Origin of the sequence: Erwinia sp. JH02, assembly GCF_013074405.1 — a bacterium.
Lineage (GTDB): Bacteria > Pseudomonadota > Gammaproteobacteria > Enterobacterales > Enterobacteriaceae > Erwinia > Erwinia rhapontici.
In genome coordinates, this window is record NZ_JABANZ010000006.1 from 107403 (window position 1) to 128697 (window position 21295).

Sequence of the window (21295 nt, forward strand, 5' to 3'; positions counted from 1 at the left end):
CAATTCCGGATTTGTCAGGAAACCCTGGCATTTGTCAATTTTGGCCCTATGGTTATACCAGACTGAATCATTGCGCTCGCTGAACCCGGGCGCACTCACCGACGGATACTATGGCTAATCAAACCTCCTCTGCACCTGATGATGAATCCCAGCATCAGTCTGATGCTGCGCAAAATGAAGAAACTCCACGCAAACGGCCCGGTAAAAAGCCTCTGGTTATTCTGGCGATAGTGGTTGTCGTGATGATTATCGTGGCGCTGTGGTTCTGGCTGACCACGCGCAATATTGAAACCACCGATGATGCTTTCACTGAAGCGGATGCGGTGACCATTGCGCCGAAAGCCTCTGGCTATGTCACCGAGCTGCGGGTTAAAGATAACCAGCGAGTGAAGAAGGGCGATCTGCTGGTAGTGATCGATCCGCGTGATACCACTGCCCAGCGCGATCAGGCGAAAGCGCAGCTCGGCCTGGCTCAGGCACAGCTGCATCAGGCGCAGGCTCAACTGGAACTGGCACGGGTACAGTACCCGGCACAGAAAGACCAGGCGCTGGCACAGCTCGCCAGTGCGCAGGCCAATTATATGAATGCTCAGGCTGACGATAAGCGCCAGCGTGGCGTCGACCCGCGTGCCACGTCACAGCGCAATATCGATACAGCAAACGCCCAGTTACGCAGTGCCAGAGCTGAACTGGCGAATGCCCAGGCGCAGGTTGAAGTCGCTTCTCAGGTGGCTTTGCAGATCCGTCAGCAGGAAACCAATGTTGAAGCGCGGCAGAGCCAGGTTGAACAGGCACAGGCACAGCTCAATACCGCGAATCTGAATCTCTCTTATACCGAAGTCCGTGCCCCTTACGACGGTTTTGTCACCAAACGTAATGTACAGGTGGGGACGCTGGTGCAGGCAGGCTCGTCGCTGTTCTCACTGGTATCACCCGACGTATGGATTGTGGCTAACTTTAAAGAGTCGCAGCTGGCACGGATGAAACCGGGCGACAGAGTGGAGATTAGTGTCGATGCCTGGCCGGACCTCAAGCTGGAGGGACATGTCGACAGCGTACAGATGGGCAGTGGTTCCCGCTTCTCTGCTTTCCCTTCTGAGAATGCTACTGGCAACTACGTGAAAATCGTGCAGCGCGTGCCGGTGAAAATCGTGATTGATAAAGGGCTGGATCCGAACCATCCGCTTCCGATTGGTCTGTCGGTTGAACCTAAGGTCACGCTGGAATGAATCCCGGCCAGAACTGGAAGCCCGCCAGTAACCCCTGGCTGGTCGCGATGACCGTGACGCTTGCGGTGTTCATGGAGATCCTCGACACCACCATCGTTAACGTTGCCCTGCCGCATGTGGCCGGATCGCTCTCGGCCAGTTATGACGAATCCACCTGGGTGCTGACCTCCTATCTGGTGGCCAACGGCATCGTGCTACCGATTTCAGCCTTCCTGAGTCGTTTGCTGGGCCGTAAGCAGTTTTTCCTCATCTGTATTGTGATGTTTACCGTCTGCTCATTCCTGTGCGGCATTGCGACTGAACTGTGGCAGATCATTCTGTTCCGCGTATTACAGGGATTCTTCGGCGGCGGGTTACAGCCTGTGCAGCAGTCTGTGCTGCTGGATTATTTTAAGCCGGAGGATCGCGGTAAGGCGTTCGGTCTGTCGTCGATTGCGGTGATCGTGGCGCCGGTTCTCGGACCGACGCTTGGCGGTTGGATCACCGATAACTACAGCTGGCGCTGGGTGTTCTTCATCAATATTCCGGTGGGGATCCTCAGCGTGCTGGCGATCTACCAGCTGCTGGAAGATCCGCCGTGGGAGCGTAAAAAGGCGAAGGGCAAACTGAGCGTCGACTATATCGGCATCAGTCTGATCACACTCGGCCTTGGCTGCCTGCAGGTGATGATGGACCGTGGCGAAGATGAAGACTGGTTCCAGTCGGGGTTTATCGTTACCTTCGCGCTGTTGGCGCTGACCGGGATTGTCGGAGCGATTTACTGGTTGCTGTATGCCAAAAAGCCGGTGGTCGATCTGCACGTGCTGAAAGATCGTAATTTTGCGGTGGCCTGCCTGCTGATGGCGGGTATGGCTGCCATCCTGTATGGCAGTTCGGTGGTTATCCCTCAACTGGCACAGCAGGACCTGGGGTATACCGCCACGCTCTCGGGGCTGGTGTTGTCGCCCGGGGCGGTGCTGATTGTGCTGTCGATCCCGCTGGTGCTGAAGCTGATGCCCATCGTGCAGACGCGTCTGCTGATTGCCTTTGGCTTTGCATTGCTCGGGGTGTCGTTTATCTACTCATCGACCCTGACGCCGGATATCGACTTCACCACGCTGGTCATCATGCGCAGTTTCCAGACCATTGGCCTCGGCTTCCTGTTTGTACCGCTGACCACCATCGCGTTTGTCACTATTCCGCAGCGGCTGAATGCCGATGCCTCGGCGCTGTTTACCATGTTTCGTAATGTGGCGGGATCGATTGGTATTTCGCTATCGACGGCGATGATCACCGAACGCTCCCAGGCGCGTAGCGCGCAATTGGTACATAACATGACCCCACTCAATGAGCCGTTTAACCTGACGGTTGAGCGTTGGGCCCAGGGCGTCAGGGACTATGTGCATATGGCGGGTGACCCGGTGACCATCGCCACCGGGCAGTTGTATAAACAGATGATCGTGCAGGCGCGTTTCCTCGCCTATATCGATGTTTTTATGGGCCTCAGTATTGTTGCCCTGGTCCTTATTCCATTTTGTCTGTTACTGGCGCCTATCAAGAGCCAGGGCAGTGCAGGAGCACACTGACATGAACGTTCCTCCTTCTTTTTTGCGTTCGCGCAGTGGTGGGCTGATAGCCGTTGCACTGATGCTCAGTGGCTGTGCCGTTGGCCCGGATTACCAGGCGCCGAAGCCCGCCACACCGGAGCGTTTTAACAGTATGCAGCCGGACGGTATCTCCGCGCCGCTGGCGGCAGCGACTAACCCGAACTGGTGGAAGTCATTTAACGATCCGCAGTTGGACAGCCTGATCGCACGTGCCATTAAAGGCAATTTATCCCTGCAGCAGGCGGTACTGCGTATCGCTGGCGCACGTCAGCAGCTGAACCAGGCACGCGGTGCCTGGGCACCTTCTGTGAACGGTAACGCCCGTTTTACCCGCCAACAGTTGGGCATTAAAGGCGAATTGGAGTCCGAAGGGGTCTACGACCAGATTGACCAGGCGGGAAGCGAAACCGATTTAAAACCGGCGCTAGACAGCCTGTCTAAGCCGGTCGGGCTGTATCAGGGCAGTTTTGACGCTTCGTGGGAGCTGGATCTGTGGGGCAAAGTGCGTCGTCAGGTCGAAATGGCCGATGCGCAGCAGCAACAATCGGTAGAAAACCGTAATGATGCGCTGGTGTCACTGGAGGCCGAAGTGGCGCGGGCTTACCTGCAGCTGCGGGGCGCGCAAGCCATTACCCGTACCCTGCAAACACAGATTGACGTGGCGGAGCAGACACTGGAGCTGACGCAGAGCCAGCAGCGTAATGGGCTGGCACCGCAGACCAATGTGGAGAACTCCCGCGCCCAGGTGAATTCACTGCGCGCTCAACTGCCGCAGTATCAGGCGCAGATCCACCAGGCGATGAACGGTCTGGCCGTGCTGACGGGCAGAGTCCCCGGCGCACTGGATGCGGAGTTAATGACCGCCAAACCGCTGCCGGCTCTGCCGAAAGCGGTGCCGGTCGGCGTACCGTCTGAGCTGGCGCGTCGTCGCCCGGATGTGCGTGAAGCGGAAGCCAGCCTGCACGCGGCGACCGCCAATATTGGTGTTTCTGTGGCACAGCTGTTTCCCAGTCTGTCACTGACCGGGCAGTTTGGCATGCGTAACAGCGATGCCAGCTATCTGGATAACTGGAGCAGTCATTTCTACAGCTACGGACCGTCCGTCACCATCCCGATCTTCCAGGGGGGGCGGCTGGTATCCAGTGTGAAGCTGGCCCGTGCGCAGCAGGCGAGCGCGGCGCTGGGTTATCGTCAGACGGTGCTGACGGCGTTGCAGGATGTGGAAAATGCGCTGGTCAGCTATCGCAGTGACCAGCAGCAGGTGGAAGGGCTGGATGACACTGTGGCGGCGTTACAGCGTGCCTTTACGCTGGCCAGCGACAGCTATCGCCAGGGGATCTCGACCTTTATTGAGGCGCTGGATGCACAGCGTCAGCTGGCGCAGGCGCAACAGCAGGCGGAACAGGCACGGGTACAGAGCACGCTTGACCTGGTCGCGCTGTATAAAGCGCTGGGCGGCGGCTGGGAAGCGTATCAAAACGTGAACATGCCGGATTATTCGGTATTTGGCCCCGCAGAAAACCCACAGTAAGTTTTTATCTTTCTAAAAAAACGCGGCTCTCATCAGGGGCCGCGTTTTTTTGGTTTGAATCTCATCGCCTTTTTTCCTCAAAAAATGCAAGAAATGAGAGTTTACTCCATTTCACTCTTTTAACCTGTGTAAGCCATAACGATGGAATTCCTGTTTATTTTCATTATGTTTGACCATAAATGAGAGGCCTGTTCTGCGAAAAGAGAGTTTTTTATGATTCTATGATAATTGATTATCATTTTCTTAATTTGTTGTAATTAATGGAATTTATGAAAGAGATTTACGAGATTATCTGTTTTTTGGTTTGATATTTTCCTATCATTTCTTTATTTTAAATGAAATGAATAATGATTATTTCATTCTGGATGAAATGTTCTCAAATATTTTTTTCGCCAATTAGATCACATTAATACAACGTCATTGGCATGTTTATGTGATGGGTGTCGCAATTAAAATGAAATAATGCGATGTAACGCTCAAAATTTAATTTTCATTGTTAATTGAAATGAAAGAAATAGTCTAAATTAAGGTTCAGAGGCGGTGAACGGTTGAGCAAAATAATGATTTACCCCCCTGCACCCTACTAACCAGGTCGATGAGAGGTCACTGTAGTCACCATGGCAAAAGAACAATATTTAACACCTAACCGGGCTTCAGGTCCGAATAGTCGAACGAAAACTGAACCGTTTGTGAAAGTGATCGCCGCGGTGGCTACCCTGGGTGGCTTGCTGTTTGGCTATGATACCGGCGTAATCTCAGGTGCTCTGCTGTTTATGGGCGATGAATTACATCTCACGCCATTTACCACAGGCCTGGTCACCAGCTCGCTGTTATTCGGCGCCGCTTTTGGCGCACTGCTCTCCGGGCATTTCGCTAATACGGCCGGACGTAAGAAAATCATCATCACTCTTGCCATCATCTTTGCCATTGGCTCCATCGGAACCGCGATGGCGCCTGACGTCGAGTGGATGATTTTCTTCCGCCTGATCCTCGGTGTCGCAGTGGGTGGGGCATCGGCGACGGTGCCGGTGTATATTGCTGAAATTGCCCCGGCGAATAAACGTGGTCAACTGGTGACCATCCAGGAACTCATGATCGTCACGGGTCAACTGCTCGCCTATATATCCAATGCCGGTTTTAACGCCGCCTGGGGCGGTGATGAAACATGGCGCTGGATGCTGGCGATTGCCACCGTTCCGGCGGTGCTGCTGTGGTTCGGAATGATGTTTATGCCCGATACGCCGCGCTGGTATGCGATGCAGGGCAGGCTGGCTGAAGCCCGTCGCGTGTTGGAACGCACCCGTGCCAAAGAAGACGTTGACTGGGAAATGGAGGAGATTGAGGAGACGCTGGCCGAGGAGGAGAATCAAAGAAAACCGGGCCTGCACGATCTTGCCAAACCCTGGCTGATGAAGCTGTTTCTGATCGGCGTGGGGATTGCGGTTATTCAGCAGACCTCAGGCGTTAATACCATCATGTATTACGCTCCAACTATGTTAAAAGCTATCGGCATGAGCACTAATGCGGCGCTTTTTGCCACGATTGCTAACGGCGTCGTCTCGGTGCTGATGGTCTGCGTGGGTATCTGGCTGCTGGGTAAAATGGGCCGCCGTACCATGACGCTGATCGGTCAGTTTGGCTGTACCTTCAGCCTGCTGTTTATCGCAGCGGTGAGTTTCTTTATGCCCGAAACGGTGAATGGTCAGGTGGATGCACTGCGTGGTTATCTCGTGCTGCTGGGTATGCTGATGTTCCTCAGCTTTCAGCAAGGCTTCCTTTCGCCAGCGACCTGGTTGTTGCTGTCGGAGATCTTCCCGACCCGGCTGCGCGGGATGTTTATGGGCAGCGCGATTTTCGCGATGTGGATCGCCAATTTCCTGATCTCACTGGCATTCCCGATGTTACTCGCCAGCGTGGGTCTGTCGGGCGCCTTCCTGATTTTTGCGCTGATCGGTATTGCTTCCGGCATCTTCGTTATCAAATGCATCCCGGAAACACGCAATCGCAGCCTTGAGCAGATAGAACATTATCTGCATGACTGGCTCAGTAACGAGGAAGAGAGCAAAGCATTAACCGCGTCGAAACGTAAAGCAGAAAGTCATTAACCGCCAGGGCCGGGTTTCTTCCCGGCCCTGATGTTCCCCCTCTCCAGGATTTCCCGCTGTATGCCCCGCGCCTTTTTTTTGGCATAATGCGCGCTGACTCACATACTCACATTAAAAATTAAAGGCTATCTCTGTGCTAGTTTCCAGCAACGTCACCATGCAGTTTGGCAGTAAGCCGCTGTTCGAAAACATCTCTGTCAAATTTGGCGGCGGCAACCGCTATGGCCTGATTGGCGCCAACGGCAGCGGCAAATCCACCTTTATGAAAATTCTGGGCGGCGATCTGGTGCCATCTGGCGGCAACGTTGCTCTTGATCCGAACGAACGCCTGGGTAAATTACGCCAGGACCAGTTCGCCTTTGAACAGTATTCGGTGCTGGATACTGTGATCATGGGTCACGGCGAGCTGTGGGCGGTGAAAGAAAAGCGCGATGCGATCTATGCGCTGCCGGAAATGAGCGAAGAAGACGGCTACAAAGTCGCCGATCTCGAAGAGAAGTATGGCGAGATGGATGGCTACACTGCGGAAGCGCGTGCTGGTGAACTGTTGCTGGGCGTGGGGATTCCGCTGGAACAGCATTACGGCCCGATGAGCGAAGTGGCTCCCGGCTGGAAACTGCGTGTGCTGTTGGCACAGGCGCTGTTCTCTAACCCGGAAATTCTGCTGCTTGACGAACCAACAAACAACCTGGACATCGATACTATTCGCTGGCTGGAGCAGGTGCTGAACGAGCGTAACAGCACCATGATCATCATTTCGCATGACCGTCACTTCCTGAATATGGTGTGTACGCACATGGCGGATCTGGATTACGGCGAACTGCGCGTCTATCCAGGTAACTACGATGAATATATGACGGCGGCCACCCAGGCCCGCGATCGTCTGTTGTCGGATAACGCCAAGAAGAAAGCGCAGATCAACGAACTGCAATCCTTCGTCAGCCGCTTCAGCGCCAACGCCTCTAAATCTCGTCAGGCAACGTCACGCGCCAAGCAGATTGATAAGATCAAGCTGGACGAAGTCAAAGCCTCCAGCCGTCAGAACCCGTTTATCCGTTTCGAGCAGGACAAGAAGCTGTTCCGTAACGCCTTGACGCTGGAAGCGGTGACCAAAGGTTTCGACAATGGTCCCCTGTTTAAGAACGTCAACATGCTGCTGGAAGTGGGCGAAAAGCTGGCGATTCTGGGGCCAAACGGTATCGGTAAAACCACGCTGCTGAAAACCCTGATCGGCGAACTGCTGCCAGAAAATGGTACGGTGAAATGGTCTGAAAACGCGCAGATTGGTTACTATGCGCAGGATCATGCGCATGACTTTGCCGACGACCTTACCGTGTTCGACTGGATGAGCCAGTGGAAGCAGGACGGTGATGACGAGCAGGCCGTACGCGGTATTCTCGGCCGCCTGCTGTTCAGCCAGGACGATATTAAGAAGCCTGCGAAGGTGCTGTCCGGTGGTGAAAAGGGCCGTATGCTGTTTGGTAAGCTGATGATGCAGAAGCCTAACGTGCTGATCATGGATGAGCCAACCAACCACCTCGATATGGAATCCATCGAAGCGCTGAACATGGCGCTGGAAATGTACGAAGGTACGTTGATCTTCGTGTCTCACGACCGTGAATTCGTCAGCTCGCTGGCGACCCGCGTGATTGAAATGACACCGGGCAAAATCAACGACTTTACCGGTGACTACGAAGATTACCTGCGTAGCCAGGGTATCGTTTAAGGTCCAGTGGCTGCGGGCTGACCGAAACAGAAGGTCAGCCCCTAAGGAAGACCCGCACGGGATGACCATTTTTCCGGTCACCTCCACGCCAAACCCGTAGGGGTCGACCATTTGTTTCGGTCGACCCGTGCCAGGGTTAGCACGATTTATCAGGTCTCTGCCTCAGATTGATTTTCCGCCACCCGGTTTTTCCCCGCCTTTTTCGCTGCATAAAGCGCTTTATCCGCTTCCGCAATCAGCGCCAGACTGACATCAACATTACGTTCGGCGTTCACCACATGCATCCCTACGCTGATGGTGACCACATTCCCCGTTTTTTCGGCATGCTGATGAGGAATAGCAAGGTTGGCGATGGCCGCGATGGCCTGATGAGCAAAGCGCAGCGCGGCAGCACGATCCGCCCCTGGCATCACCACGGCAAACTCTTCACCCCCATAGCGCGCAACCAGATCCTCGGGTCTGCGGGGTAAATGCGCCAGCGTATCACCCACCTGTTTCAGGCAGTCATCGCCTGCCAGGTGCCCGTAGCTATCATTGAACAGCTTGAAGTTGTCGACATCTATCATCAGCAGTGCCAGCGGGGTGTGCAGTTTTGCCGACCGTTCCGCACTGCGCTGCAGATAGAGATCAAACTGCCGACGGTTAGCTAACCCGGTCAGGCTGTCCACCAGCGCCAGCGTCTGCAGAGTCCGGTTCATTGAGGTCAGCCTGTCGCGCACCAGGGTCAACTCCAGCTGATTTTTCAGGTTAAGTGAAATATGGCGCAGCACCAGAAAACCGAGCAGGGCGATCACCAGCAGCAGAATGGTGCAGAGCGTAATAAAGATGCTGATATCGGAGAACCACACTTCCAGCAGATGGTTCTTGTCGTAGCCTGCGGCCACCACCAACGGATACCGTTTCAGGCTGGAGTAGCCAAACACCCGTTCGATGCCATCCAGCGCCGAGCCATAAATGGCAGTACCGCTGGACGCATTATTGAGCAGGCCGGTAAACAGGGGGCTGCCGGAAATATTGCGATTAATGGTGTCATCGGGGAAAGGACGGACGTACAGAATCGTGCCGTCTTTCAGCATCAGCGCCAGTACATCGTGCTCGCCGAGGTTGTAATAGCTGTATGCCTGCTTGAAATAGCTCAGCCTGACGGTGGCCAGCAGCACACCCCGAAAAGAACCATCGTAATTAACGAGGCGCATGGACACCGGGATAATGAGCTCCCCGGTGGTTCTGCTGCGGATCACTTTGCCAATATGCACCTGCGTGCTGTTGTTCTGCTGGTGATATTGAAAAAATTCGCGGTCGCTGTTATTGGCGCGTTTAGGGATATTGCCGTCAGAAGTCACCAGCCAGCTGCCCTGTGCGTCAAAGATAAACAGACCATGCAACTGTGGCAGACTGGCCTTACGGTTGGTCAGTATCTCACGCAGGTACTCGGTCTGATCGTCGCGCAGGCCGATCAGGGAGACGCGATCACGCAGATCCTGTAATGTGAGATCAACCTGCAAGAAGGTATCTTCTGCCTGACGGGAAAGGGACTGGGAGAGATTACGCGCATCATCCTTCGAGGTGGAAATCATGCGGTTCCACGAGCTCCACACAATCCAGCTGTTGATCGCAATCACAGCCGTGACAATCACCAATAGAAAAATAATCATTATTTGACGCAATGACGATTTTTCACTCGCGCTTATCCCACTTTGCTCATCAGTCATGTGCTAATCAATCCTTTACGCATCCAGGCATCTCCCCTAACTATAGTGCTGCTTGACGATGCCACAGACTTCACAATCCGGATCTTTAGCCAGCGTCATACTTCGGAACTGCAAGGTCATTGCGTCATACAACAGCAGTTTCCCTGCCACCGGGCTGCCGTATTGGGTCAGGACACGGATCGCCTCCATCGCCTGCAATGAACCGATCACGCCCACCAATGGCGCCATTACGCCCGCTTCCACACAGCTCAGCGGCGCGATGCCAAACAGGCGGCTGACACAGCGGTAACAGGGTTCATCGTGGCCCCAGGTGAAGACGCTGATCTGGCCTTCCATGCGGATCGCCGCACCGGATACCAGCGGAATTTTGCGCGCATGGCACAATCGGTTGAGCTGCTCACGCGTTTCCAGGTTATCGCAACAGTCCACCACCAGATGATGAGCGGCGATGTGATCGCCCAGCGGTTGATCGTCCAGCCGGTCGTTGATCGCCTCAAGGGAAATCAGGGAATTGATGGCCGTCAGCCGCAGGCGTGCTGAGTCCACCTTTGCCATACCGACCTGCGCCTCGCCGTGCAGGATTTGACGCTGCAGATTCGACACCGACACGTGGTCGAAATCGAGCAGCGTCAGATGACCCACACCGGCCGAAGCGAGATACTGGCTGGTGCTACAGCCCAGCCCGCCCAGCCCGACAACCAGCACCCGGGCAGCCTTCAGCCGCTCCTGTCCGTCAAAATCGAAGCCGCGCAGCACGATCTGGCGATTGTAGCGCAGCATCTCTTCATCATTCAGTTCAGGGAGCATATCAGCCTTCCAGCAGAGAATTGAACGGTTCGACTTCCACCCATTCTCCCACGTCGACGTTGCCGCGATCCCGTTCCAGAACAATAAAGCAGTTAGCCTGTTGGAAGGAGCTGAAGATATGTGAGCCCTGATGGCCGGTGGTGGCTACCTCCAGCTCACCTTGCCCATTGCGCTGCAAAACGCCGCGCTGAAAGTCGAGGCGACCCGGGGACTTTTTCAGAAAGCTGGCGCTTCGCACCCGCTGACGTGGCGGCAATGCCGGGCCTTCCTGCCCCGTCAGCTTCGCCAGTAAGGGCTGCACCAGCTGGTAAAAGGTCACCACCGCAGAGACCGGGTTGCCGGGCAGGCCGCAGAACCAGCTGTTCGGCAGGCGACCGAAAGCAAAGGGCTTACCGGGTTTCATTGCCAGCTTCCAGAAGCCGATTTCACCCAGTTCTTCCAGCATCTGCCGGGTGTAATCCGCTGCACCCACCGATACGCCGCCGCTGCTGATCACCACATCCGCACGACTATCTGCCTCAATAAAGGCAGCACGCAGCGCAGCCGGGTCATCACGGATAATCCCGAGATCGATCACCTCGCAGCCGAGTTTGTTCAGCATCAGCTGCACGGCGAAGCGGTTAGTATCGTATATCTGGCCCGCAGCCAGCGGCTGACCCACCGGCTGTAACTCATCGCCGGTGGAGAACAGGGCAACCCGTAGCTTACGCAGCACCGCGACCTGGGCAATGCCCAGCGAGGCGAGCAGCGGCAGTTCGGCCGCACCCAGTTTGATTCCCGCCTCCAGTACCTGGGTTCCCTGGCGGATATCTTCACCCACCCGGCGGATATTTTGCCCGGCACTGACGTCGGCAGTGATGCGGATGGTCTCACCTTCCTGCTCAGTCTGTTCCTGCATCACTACCGCGTCACAGCCCACAGGCAGCGGCGCACCGGTCATAATTCGAATGCAGGTCCCGGCAGGCCAGTTGCCATTGAACGGGCTACCGGCAAAAGCCCTCCCCGCCACGGGCAGCGCGCATCCCGCGGTGAGATCGGCCATGCGCAGGGCATAACCGTCCATGGCGGAATTGTCGAATGGGGGGACATCGATGGGGGAGATCACCGCGCTGGCGGTAATACGACCCGCGGCATCCGGTAAAGCCACGGTGTCATGTTGCTGAACAGGGATCACGCGCGCCAGCAACGTGCTGATTGCATCATCAAGCGAGATTAACCCCGCAGTGAAAGCTTCCATTGAGTTATTTCTCCAGGATTCGGGCAAAAAACTGATGGGATCATTATGGCGTGAATCGGTCGCAGGGTCACGTTTGCCCGCCTGCGTAAGCCATAACCGTCTATAAAGTTTATCTTAGAATTAATGGTTATTATCAGGGTGCGAACTTTCTGCTTTACATCGCTATATTGCCTGCCTATAGTCAAAAACTGCTTTTTTTCGACAAATATATTCTAACTCAGTGTTTTTCATGCTGATTTGGCACACAGGGTAAAATGAATTATGGCCATAGCGACGATTGCAATTCACGGTGGTGCAGGAGCTATCGCGCGTGCCAGCATGGATGCAGAGAAAGAGCTGCTCTATCGCCAGGCGCTGTTGCAGATCGTTGCCAGCGGGCAGGCATTGCTGGCGGCGGGGTGCAGTGCACTGGATGTGGTGACCGAGGCAGTGCGCCAGCTGGAAGAGTGTTCACTGTTTAATGCCGGGGTCGGCTCAGTCTTTACGCATGAAGGCACGCATGAGCTGGATGCCAGCGTCATGGATGGCCGTACGCGAGAAGCCGGGGCTGTGGCGGGTGTTACCCGCGTGCGTAATCCGGTGCTGGCGGCACGCACGGTGCTGGAAAACAGTCCTCATGTGTTGTTTATCGGCCAGGGTGCGGAATCGTTTGCGGCATCACATGGCCTCGAAATGGTCGAAAATGCGTTTTTCTCCACGCCAGAGCGCCGTGCACAGCTTGAGCGCGCCATCGCCACACAACAAACTCTGTTGGATCACGATGGCGATGCGTCTGGCGAACCGCTGGATCCTGACCGCAAGTTTGGCACGGTGGGGGCGGTTGCCCTCGACCAGGCGGGCAATCTTGCAGCGGCAACCTCTACGGGCGGCATGACTAACAAGCAGGTGGGTCGTGTCGGTGACTCCCCCTTACCTGGCGCAGGATGCTACGCCAGCGACAGCGTGGCCGTCTCCTGTACGGGTACCGGGGAAGTGTTTATGCGCACGCTGGCGGCCTATGATATCGCCGCGCTGATGGCGTACGCCGGACTGTCGTTACAACAGGCCAGTGACAAAGTGATCCACGAAAATATTCCTGCACTGGGCGGCAGCGGTGGGCTGATTGCCATCGACGCTGCTGGCAACGTGGTGCTGCCGTTTAACAGCGAAGGCATGTATCGCGCTTATGCCGTGGTGGGTGAACGGCCAGTGGTCGCCATTTATCGGGAGGAGCCCTGATGAGTGAGTTACCCCATCAGGATGATGTGGTGCTGTCGGTAAGCGACCTCAGCGTCAGCTTCCAGCATGAAGGCCAGCGTATTCAGGCCGTCAATAACCTGTCACTGGAGGTCCGCCGTGGCGAAACGCTGGCGATTGTTGGTGAGTCCGGTTCCGGTAAATCGGTCACCTCTCTGGCCCTGATGCGGCTGGTGGAGCAGGGCGGCGGGAAAATTGACAACGGGGAGATGTGGCTACGTCGTCGCAATCATCAGTTGGTCAATCTGGCCACACAGTCGCCGTCGCAGTTGCGCACCCTGCGCGGTGCCGATATGGCGATGATTTTCCAGGAGCCGATGACCTCGCTGAACCCGGTATTCCCGGTGGGTGAGCAGATTGCAGAATCCATTCGTCTCCATCAGGGCAAAAGCCACGCCGGGGCGCTGGCCGAGGCGCAGCGGATGCTCGACCTCGTGCGTATCCCTGAAGCAAAAAACGTGCTGGCGCGCTATCCGCATCAGCTTTCTGGCGGGATGCGTCAGCGTGTGATGATCGCGATGGCGCTCTCCTGCCGTCCTGCGCTGTTGATTGCCGATGAACCCACTACCGCGCTGGATGTGACCATTCAGGCACAAATACTCCAGCTGATCCGCGTGCTGCAAAAAGAGATGCAGATGGGAGTGATCTTTATCACTCACGATATGGGCGTGGTGGCCGAGATGGCCGACCGCGTTCAGGTCATGTATCGCGGTGATGTGGTGGAAACCGGCAGCGTGGAGGCGATCTTCAGTCACCCTCAACAGCCCTATACGCGTGCGCTGTTGGCGGCCGTACCGAAACTGGGGGCGATGACCGGGCGTCACTGGCCAGCCAAATTCCCGTTGGTCAGTGAAGGTGAATCCGTGGCAGAGCAGCCGCAGGATACGGTAAACCCGCAGGATACGCCGATTCTTCAGGTGCGCGACCTGGTGACGCGTTTTGATATTCGTGGCGGCCTGCTCAATCGGGTACAGCGCCGTGTGCATGCGGTAGAGAAGGTGAGCTTTGATCTGCGCCCCGGCGAAACGCTGGCGCTGGTGGGAGAGTCCGGCTGCGGCAAGTCCACCACCGGGCGTTCGCTGCTGCGGCTGGTTGAAAGCCAGGGCGGCAGCATCACTTTCAACGGCCAGCGTATCGATAATCTGACTGGGAGCGCGTTGTCGCATTTGCGGCGTGATATTCAGTTTATTTTTCAGGACCCTTATGCGTCGCTCGACCCGCGCCTGACGGTGGGGTTTTCGATCATGGAACCGCTGCTGGTGCACGGCATTGCCCGTGGGCGGGAGGCCGAGCAGCGCGTGGCCGCGCTGTTAGAGCGCGTCGGCCTGCTGCCTGAACACGCCCAGCGCTATCCCCATGAATTTTCCGGCGGGCAGCGACAACGCATCTGTATTGCCCGCGCGCTGGCGCTTAATCCGAAAGTCGTGATCGCCGATGAAGCGGTTTCCGCGCTGGATGTGTCGATCCAGGCACAGATTATTAATTTGATGCTCGATTTGCAGCGTGAATTTGGCATTGCGTTTCTGTTTATCTCGCACGATATGGCGGTGGTGGAACGAATCAGCCACCGTGTGGCGGTGATGTTCCTTGGGCAGATTGTGGAAATCGGTCCGCGCCAGGCGGTGTTCGAGCATCCCCAGCATCCTTACACCCGTAAGCTGATGGCCGCTGTACCGGTGGCCGACCCTGCGCACCGGAGACGTGAACGCGCACTGCTCGTTGATGAAATACCCAGCCCAATCCACGCCCTCGGTGATGAGCCGGATGTGGCACCGCTGGTAGAGGTGAGCGCCGGGCATTACGTGGCGCGCCATGCCATAAATCGCAGCTAGAACCTGTTTACTCCAGAGTAGAACGACAATAAGGGATGACATGATGAATCACTACACGCGTAAATTGCTGTTAACTGCTGGCCTGCTCGGCAGCGTTGTTGCACTGCCTGCCTGGGCGGCGAAAGATGTCACCATTGCAGTCGCCTCAAACTTCACCACCCTGGACCCGTACGACGCGAATGACACGCTGTCGCAGGCCGTGGCAAAGTCGTTTTATCAGGGGCTGTTTGGCTTTGATAAAGAGATGAAGCTGGAAAACGTGCTGGCAGAAAGTTACCAGGCCAGCCCGGATGGACTGAGCTATACCATCAAACTAAAAACCGGTGTTAACTTCCAGGATGGCACCCCGTTTAATGCTGAAGCGGTAAAAGCCAACCTCGACCGTGCCAGTAACCCGGACAATCATCTCAAGCGGTATAACCTGTTTAAAACCATCGCCAGCACCGAAGTGGTGGACGCTAACACGGTAAAAATCACGCTTAAGCAACCGTTCTCTGCCTTTATCAACACCCTGGCCAGCCCGGCAGCGGCGATGATCTCCCCGGATGCGCTGAAGAAATACGGTAAGGATATCGGCTTCCACCCGGTCGGCACCGGTCCTTACGAGTTCGTCACCTGGAATCAGACTGATTTTGTGAAAGTGAAGAAGTTTGCGGGTTACTGGAAAGCGGGCTATCCGAAGCTGGACAGCATTACCTGGCGCCCGGTCGTGGATAACAACACCCGTTCCGCGATGCTGCAAACGGGCGAAGCCAACTTTGCTTTCCCTATCCCGTTTGAGCAGGCGAAACTGCTGGAGAAAAACAGCAAACTGGATCTGGTGACCTCGCCATCGATCATGCAGCGTTACATCAGCTTTAACGTGACGCAGAAGCCGTTTGATAACCCGAAAGTGCGTGAAGCGATCAACTACGCGATTAACCGTGAGGCGCTGGCGAAAGTGGCCTTCGCCGGTTATGCCACCCCGGCAACCGGTATTGTACCGCCGTCGATCCAGTACTCACAAAGCTACCCGGCCCCGGAATACAACCCGGCTAAAGCGCGTGAACTGTTGAAGGAAGCGGGCTATCCGAACGGCTTTACTACCGCACTGTGGTCTTCGCATAATCACAGCACTGCGCAGAAGGTGTTGCAATTCACCCAGCAGCAGCTGGCACAGGTGGGCATCAAAGTGGAACTGACGGCGATGGATGCCGGTCAGCGTGCGGCACAGGTTGAAGATAAAGGCCAGAAAGAGAGCGGCGTGCGCATGTTCTACACTGGCTGGTCTGCCTCTACCGGGGAAGCCAACTGGGCCTTAACGCCGCTGTTCGCCACGCAGTCCTGGCCGCCAACCATCTTTAACACCGCTTTCTACAGCAACACACAGGTGGATAAAGATCTGGCTGATGCGCTGAATACGACTGACGGCGAGAAAAAAGCCGCGCTGTACAAAGATGCGCAGGACCGTATCTGGAAAGATCAGCCTTGGGCACCGCTGGTCGTGGAAAAGCTGGTTTCGGCAAACACCAAAAACCTGACCGGGTTCTATGTGATGCCGGATACCTCGTTCAGCTTTGACGATGCTGACCTGAAGTAATGGACTAACGCGCCTCCCGTCAGGGAGGCGCAGGGTACAAGATGCTTAACTATTTTCTCAAACGCTTACTGGGGCTGATCCCCACGCTGCTGATCGTGGCGGTGCTGGTGTTCCTGTTTGTTCACCTGCTGCCCGGCGATCCGGCGCGACTGATTGCCGGGCGCGAAGCCGATGCCGATGTGGTGGCGATGGTGCGCCAGCAACTGGGGCTGGATTTGCCTTTGCCGCAGCAGTTCTGGCAGTACATCACCCATGCCGTGCGCGGGGATTTTGGCATCTCGATGGTGTCGAAACGCCCGGTCTCGGAAGAGATCACCCAACGCTTTCTGCCGACGCTGTGGCTGACCCTGAGCAGCATGGTGTGGTCAGTGATTTTTGGTATGGCCATTGGCATTGTCTCTGCCGTATGGCGCAACCGCTGGCCGGACAGGCTGGGGATGACGCTGGCGGTTTCAGGGATCTCTTTCCCGGCGTTTGCGCTGGGCATCCTGCTGATGCAGGTTTTTTCCGTGGAGCTTGGCTGGCTGCCGACCGTCGGCGCCGATAGCTGGCAACACTATATTTTACCCTCCATTACCCTCGGCGCTGCCGTAGCGGCGGTGATGGCACGCTTTACCCGAGCCTCTTTCGTTGAGGTGATGCAGGAAGACTATATGCGTACCGCACGCGCTAAGGGCGTGCGTGAATCGGTGGTGGTGATCAAACACGGCCTGCGCAATGCGATGATCCCTGTGGTCACGATGATGGGCCTGCAATTTGGCTTCCTGCTGGGGGGCTCCATCGTGGTCGAGGTGGTGTTTAACTGGCCAGGGCTGGGGCGGCTGCTGGTGGATTCGGTGGAAATGCGTGATTACCCGGTTATTCAGGCCGAAGTGCTGCTGTTTTCGCTGGAGTTTATCTTGATTAACCTGGTGGTCGATATGCTGTATGCCGCGATCAACCCCGCCATTCGCTACAAGTAAGGATGCATGATGATTAACTGGCGACGTAACGCCGTACTCTCAGCGCTGCCGGGTATCAGTCCCCATCGCGTCCGTACCCCGTGGCGTGAGTTCTGGCGGCGTTTTCGTCGCCAGCATGTGGCGATGATTGCCGCTGTTTTTGTGCTGCTGCTGATCCTGATTGCGCTGTTTGCACCGCTTCTCGCCCCGTTCGATGCCGAGAACTTTTTTGATTACGATCGGCTGAATGAAGGGCCGTCGCTGGTCCACTGGTTTGGCGTGGATGCGCTGGGGCGTGATATTTTCAGTCGCGTGCTGCTGGGTAGCCGGCTATCACTGGTCGCGGGTTTCTTCTCGGTAGCGGTGGGTGCCGCGATAGGCACGCTGCTGGGGCTGTTAGCCGGTTACTACGAAGGCTGGTGGGACCGCATCATTATGCGTATCTGCGATGTGCTGTTCGCGTTTCCCGGCATTCTGCTGGCGATCGCCGTGGTGGCGGTGATGGGCAACGGCATGTCGAATGTGATTCTGGCGGTGGCGATATTCAGTATTCCGGCCTTTGCCCGCCTTGTCCGCGGCAATACGCTGGTGCTGAAGCATTTGACGTATATTGAGTCGGCACGCAGTATCGGCGCATCGGATCTGACTATCATCCTGCGGCACATTCTGCCGGGGACGCTGTCGTCGATTGTGGTTTATTTCACTATGCGTATTGGTACTTCAATCATTTCGGCAGCCAGCCTGTCATTTCTTGGGCTGGGCGCGCAGCCGCCGACCCCGGAGTGGGGGGCGATGCTCAATGAGGCTCAGGCTGATATGGTGCTGGCACCGCACGTGGCGATTTTCCCCAGTCTGGCGATTTTCCTGACCGTGCTCGCCTTTAATCTGCTGGGGGATGGCCTGCGGGATGCGCTGGATCCGAAGCTAAAAACCTGACGCTGACCGCAGTCAGATCAACTATTTTGCTTATCCCGCTGGTGAAAGGTCAGGCGCGCTCTATGCTTGAATAACCTTCACTGAGCAAGGAATTTGGCAATGCAGAATTTGCGTCTCCCTCTGGTCGCCGGGCTGGCAACGTTGTGTCTTGTGCTGGCCGGCTGTTCGTCAAAAGTAGCTGATACCACACAATATTCCGGTTTTTTGCCGGATTATTCCCGCCTGAAAGCATCGGAGTCTCCCAGCGGTCATGAAACGTTGCGCTGGGTTTCACCTGATTTTAAACTGTCTGATTATCGCGGCATTTATTACACCCCGGTGGTCTATTACCCGGCAGCAAAACCGACTGCCCGCGTCAGCCAACCCACGCTGGACCAGGTGCGCAGTTATCTCGACCAGCAGCTGAAAAGTGCGGTTGGGCAGCGTAAAGCGCTGGTGAATCAGTCCGGCCCCGGCACGCTGATCATGAAAACGGCGATCACGGCGGTGAATGCCGAAAATCAGGATATGAAGTTCTATGAAGTGGTGCCGGTGGCGGCGGTCGTTGCCAGCACGATGGCGGCCTCCGGGCATCGTACTCAGAACAGTGTGCTGTTCCTGGAAACGCAGTTGCTGGATGCGAAAACCGGCAAACCGGTGGTGGAAGTGGTCCGCAAGGCTTACGGAAAAACCGTGCCTAACAGCAATGCACCGATCAATCTGAGCGAGCTGAAAAGCGGTATCGATGAGATGGTACGGGACGTTGTGACTTTCCCTGCGCAGTAAAGTACTCGTTGTTGGCCGACCGCAACACTCGGTCGGCCACTTTTATCTTGATGCTGTAACGGGTGAACTTTCTGCCCGGATTTAACGGATCATGCTTTGTAACTGACCGGCGGTTTTCATCAGATCCATGACTAACGGCTGGAGTTTTTGCTGAATGGCATTGTACTGATCCAGAGCTTTCTGGTCGGTAAACTGCACTATATTCCCGGATACGGTGACTTTGTCTCCCTGCTGTTTCAACAGATCCACCTGGCTCACCAGCAGCGTCAGCACCTCCGGGACCTGCGTGGCAACCTGCAACGCCGCATCACCCGGTGCAACAATCACTTTAGCCCACACCTGGTCATAAACCGCCTTCAGATCGTCCGGCTGTTTCAGCGCGGCATGTTTGCTTTCGCTATCCGCACGCAGCTTCTCCAGCACCGGTTTCCAGGCGGCACTTTGATCGGCCATTTTTTTGAGGTCATCGCGCTTAGCCATCAGGTTGCTGACGGTATTCACACCCCTGAACTGGGCAAAAACTTCGCCCAGGGAGGCGCTGAACACGTTGCCCATCCCCTTGTGATAATCCGTCAGTAACGCATAGTCGCTGGCATAGGGGCCGAATGCTTTGGTCTCCTCGTCCGTCAGGGTAGGGACGGCAACCTGCGATTTTGCCAGCACGCGTGTTTGCAGGAATTCAATAAATGCCTTGCGCTGTTCTGGCTCTTTGTCGCCGCAGCCGCTTAATGTCAGCAGCAGGGCCATCATGATCAACGGTAGCAGTAAAAAACGGATGAAACCCGTCTGTGGTAATCGTGAAGTCATCAGACATATCCCTTGTAGTATTGAAAAAATAGCCCGGGGAATATAGCGCACTGAACCGGATAATTCGGCAATTATTGGTAATTTAACTACGTTTAATTAACAAATAGCGATAAGGAGCATAACGATGAGAGGTTGCCTGGCGGCGTTAACGATGGTGTCAGCGTTATTACTCAGCCCAGCGATACGGGCTGAAAAAGTCCATGCTGAGGTGCTACAGGATGGGTTGGATCATCCCTGGTCGCTGGCCTTTCTACCGGATAACCAGGGGATGTTGATCACCGAACGTTCCGGCCAGTTACGCCGCTGGCAGGCCGGAGCGGGGCTGTCTGAACCGATTGGTGGTGTGCCTGAGGTCTGGGCGCAGCGCCAGGGCGGATTGCTGGATGTGGTACTGGCACCTGATTTCTCCAGCAGCCGCCGCGTCTGGCTCAGTTATACCGTCGCCGGGCAGGACGGCCGCGCCGGAGCGGCAGTTGGCTATGGCCGGCTCAGCGAGGATCATCGCCAGCTGAGTGACTTCCGCGAAGTGCTGCGGCAGCAGGGGATGTCAACCGGTGCCAATCTGGGGACACGCCTGGCCTTTGACCGCAGCGGCCATCTGTTTATCGCTTTTGGTGATAATTTCCAGGCTGAAAAAGCGCAGGATTTGTCGGCTCTGCAAGGCAAGATTGTTCGTCTTAACGCCGATGGCTCTGTTCCGGCCGATAATCCACTGACCACTAAAGCAGGGGCTCGGCCTGAAATCTGGAGCTGGGGGATGCGTAATCCGCAGGGACTTGCCCTGAATCCGGCCAGCGGTGAAATCTGGGAGAGTGAACACGGTCCGCGTGGCGGCGATGAAGTGAATATCCCACACCGGGGCAATAATTACGGCTGGCCGCTGGCGACATGGGGGATTGATTACAGTGGTGAAAAAGTCCCCGGCTCGAAAGGAGGCCGCGTGGCGGGAACCGAGCAACCCGTCTGGTACTGGAAAGTTTCTCCGGCGATTAGCGGCATGGCGTTTTACAGCGGCACACGCTTCCCACAGTGGAAAGATTCACTGTTTATCGGTGCACTGAAAGAGAAAAACCTGATCCGCCTGAGCCTTAATGGCAATCGGGTTGAAGGACAGGAACGTCTGCTGGCCGACCGTGGTGAGCGTATTCGTGATGTACGGGCCGGGCCGGATGGCTGGCTCTATGTGCTGACTGACGAGGCGAATGGCAAACTGCTGAAGGTGGGGTTGCAGCCTTAAGCAACAAAGCAGGGCTGACCGGAAACGAT

The 21295-nt window shown here is 56.0% G+C and carries 16 protein-coding genes; 12 read left to right on the top strand and 4 right to left on the bottom strand.

Features of this window, described 5'->3' with window-relative positions; translation table 11 throughout:
- Positions 1-110: 110 nt before the first annotated feature.
- The 5 genes from HHI26_RS16005 to HHI26_RS16025 all read left to right on the top strand — a co-directional run bounded on the left by HHI26_RS16005 (position 111) and on the right by HHI26_RS16025 (position 8177).
- Positions 111-1229 (top strand): HlyD family secretion protein, encoded by a 1119-nt coding sequence (locus HHI26_RS16005; RefSeq protein WP_133841106.1) that lies wholly within the window; start codon positions 111-113, stop codon positions 1227-1229.
- Positions 1226-2794, top strand: a complete 1569-nt coding sequence (locus HHI26_RS16010; protein WP_133841105.1) for a DHA2 family efflux MFS transporter permease subunit — start codon at positions 1226-1228, stop codon at positions 2792-2794. Before HHI26_RS16005 ends, HHI26_RS16010 begins: the two co-directional genes overlap by 4 nt.
- 1 nt (position 2795) lies before the next feature.
- Positions 2796-4346 (top strand): efflux transporter outer membrane subunit, encoded by a 1551-nt coding sequence (locus tag HHI26_RS16015; protein ID WP_159338100.1) that lies wholly within the window; start codon positions 2796-2798, stop codon positions 4344-4346.
- A 617-nt stretch (positions 4347-4963) separates the two neighbouring features.
- The gene (locus HHI26_RS16020) at positions 4964-6451 is read left to right on the top strand and encodes a sugar porter family MFS transporter (RefSeq protein WP_133841103.1); all 1488 of its coding nucleotides are present in this window, start codon (positions 4964-4966) and stop codon (positions 6449-6451) included.
- 133 nt (positions 6452-6584) lie between these two features.
- Positions 6585-8177, top strand: a complete 1593-nt coding sequence (locus HHI26_RS16025) for an ABC-F family ATPase (protein WP_133841102.1) — start codon at positions 6585-6587, stop codon at positions 8175-8177.
- A gap of 149 nt (positions 8178-8326) precedes the next feature.
- Here the strand turns inward: HHI26_RS16025 and HHI26_RS16030 are convergent, their stop codons facing one another.
- The 3 genes from HHI26_RS16030 to moeA all read right to left on the bottom strand — a co-directional run bounded on the left by HHI26_RS16030 (position 8327) and on the right by moeA (position 11933).
- Complete coding sequence (locus HHI26_RS16030; protein ID WP_241008296.1) at positions 8327-9832, bottom strand: diguanylate cyclase; 1506 nt, start codon at positions 9830-9832, stop codon at positions 8327-8329.
- 93 nt (positions 9833-9925) lie between these two features.
- Complete coding sequence (gene moeB / locus HHI26_RS16035; protein ID WP_159338104.1) at positions 9926-10696, bottom strand: molybdopterin-synthase adenylyltransferase MoeB; 771 nt, start codon at positions 10694-10696, stop codon at positions 9926-9928.
- Between the two features lies 1 nt (position 10697).
- On the bottom strand, positions 10698-11933 hold the full coding sequence (gene moeA / locus HHI26_RS16040) for a molybdopterin molybdotransferase MoeA (protein ID WP_171149363.1): 1236 nt from the start codon (positions 11931-11933) through the stop codon (positions 10698-10700).
- A gap of 261 nt (positions 11934-12194) precedes the next feature.
- On the opposite strand from moeA, the gene HHI26_RS16045 reads away from it, so the two are divergent.
- From HHI26_RS16045 to HHI26_RS16070, 6 genes are all read left to right on the top strand, one after another.
- Entirely contained in the window at positions 12195-13151 is a 957-nt protein-coding gene (locus HHI26_RS16045; RefSeq protein ID WP_133841098.1) for an isoaspartyl peptidase/L-asparaginase, read from the top strand.
- Complete coding sequence (gsiA, locus tag HHI26_RS16050; protein ID WP_133841097.1) at positions 13151-15001, top strand: glutathione ABC transporter ATP-binding protein GsiA; 1851 nt, start codon at positions 13151-13153, stop codon at positions 14999-15001. Before HHI26_RS16045 ends, gsiA begins: the two co-directional genes overlap by 1 nt.
- A 40-nt stretch (positions 15002-15041) precedes the next feature.
- A complete protein-coding gene (gene gsiB / locus HHI26_RS16055) occupies positions 15042-16580 on the top strand; it encodes a glutathione ABC transporter substrate-binding protein GsiB (RefSeq protein ID WP_171149364.1) in 1539 nt (512 codons plus the stop codon).
- 41 nt (positions 16581-16621) lie between these two features.
- Positions 16622-17542 (top strand): glutathione ABC transporter permease GsiC, encoded by a 921-nt coding sequence (gene gsiC / locus HHI26_RS16060; protein ID WP_171149365.1) that lies wholly within the window; start codon positions 16622-16624, stop codon positions 17540-17542.
- Between the two features lie 9 nt (positions 17543-17551).
- Positions 17552-18457, top strand: coding sequence for a glutathione ABC transporter permease GsiD (gsiD, locus tag HHI26_RS16065; RefSeq protein WP_171149435.1), 906 nt, complete (start codon positions 17552-17554; stop codon positions 18455-18457).
- Between the two features lie 99 nt (positions 18458-18556).
- Positions 18557-19222 (top strand): DUF3313 domain-containing protein, encoded by a 666-nt coding sequence (locus HHI26_RS16070; protein ID WP_159338107.1) that lies wholly within the window; start codon positions 18557-18559, stop codon positions 19220-19222.
- Between the two features lie 81 nt (positions 19223-19303).
- Here HHI26_RS16070 and HHI26_RS16075 read toward each other — a convergent pair whose 3' ends face one another.
- Entirely contained in the window at positions 19304-20029 is a 726-nt protein-coding gene (locus tag HHI26_RS16075) for a DUF3053 domain-containing protein (protein WP_159338108.1), read from the bottom strand.
- Between the two features lie 151 nt (positions 20030-20180).
- On the opposite strand from HHI26_RS16075, the gene HHI26_RS16080 reads away from it, so the two are divergent.
- On the top strand, positions 20181-21266 hold the full coding sequence (locus HHI26_RS16080; RefSeq protein WP_238337105.1) for a PQQ-dependent sugar dehydrogenase: 1086 nt from the start codon (positions 20181-20183) through the stop codon (positions 21264-21266).
- Positions 21267-21295: the final 29 nt, after the last annotated feature.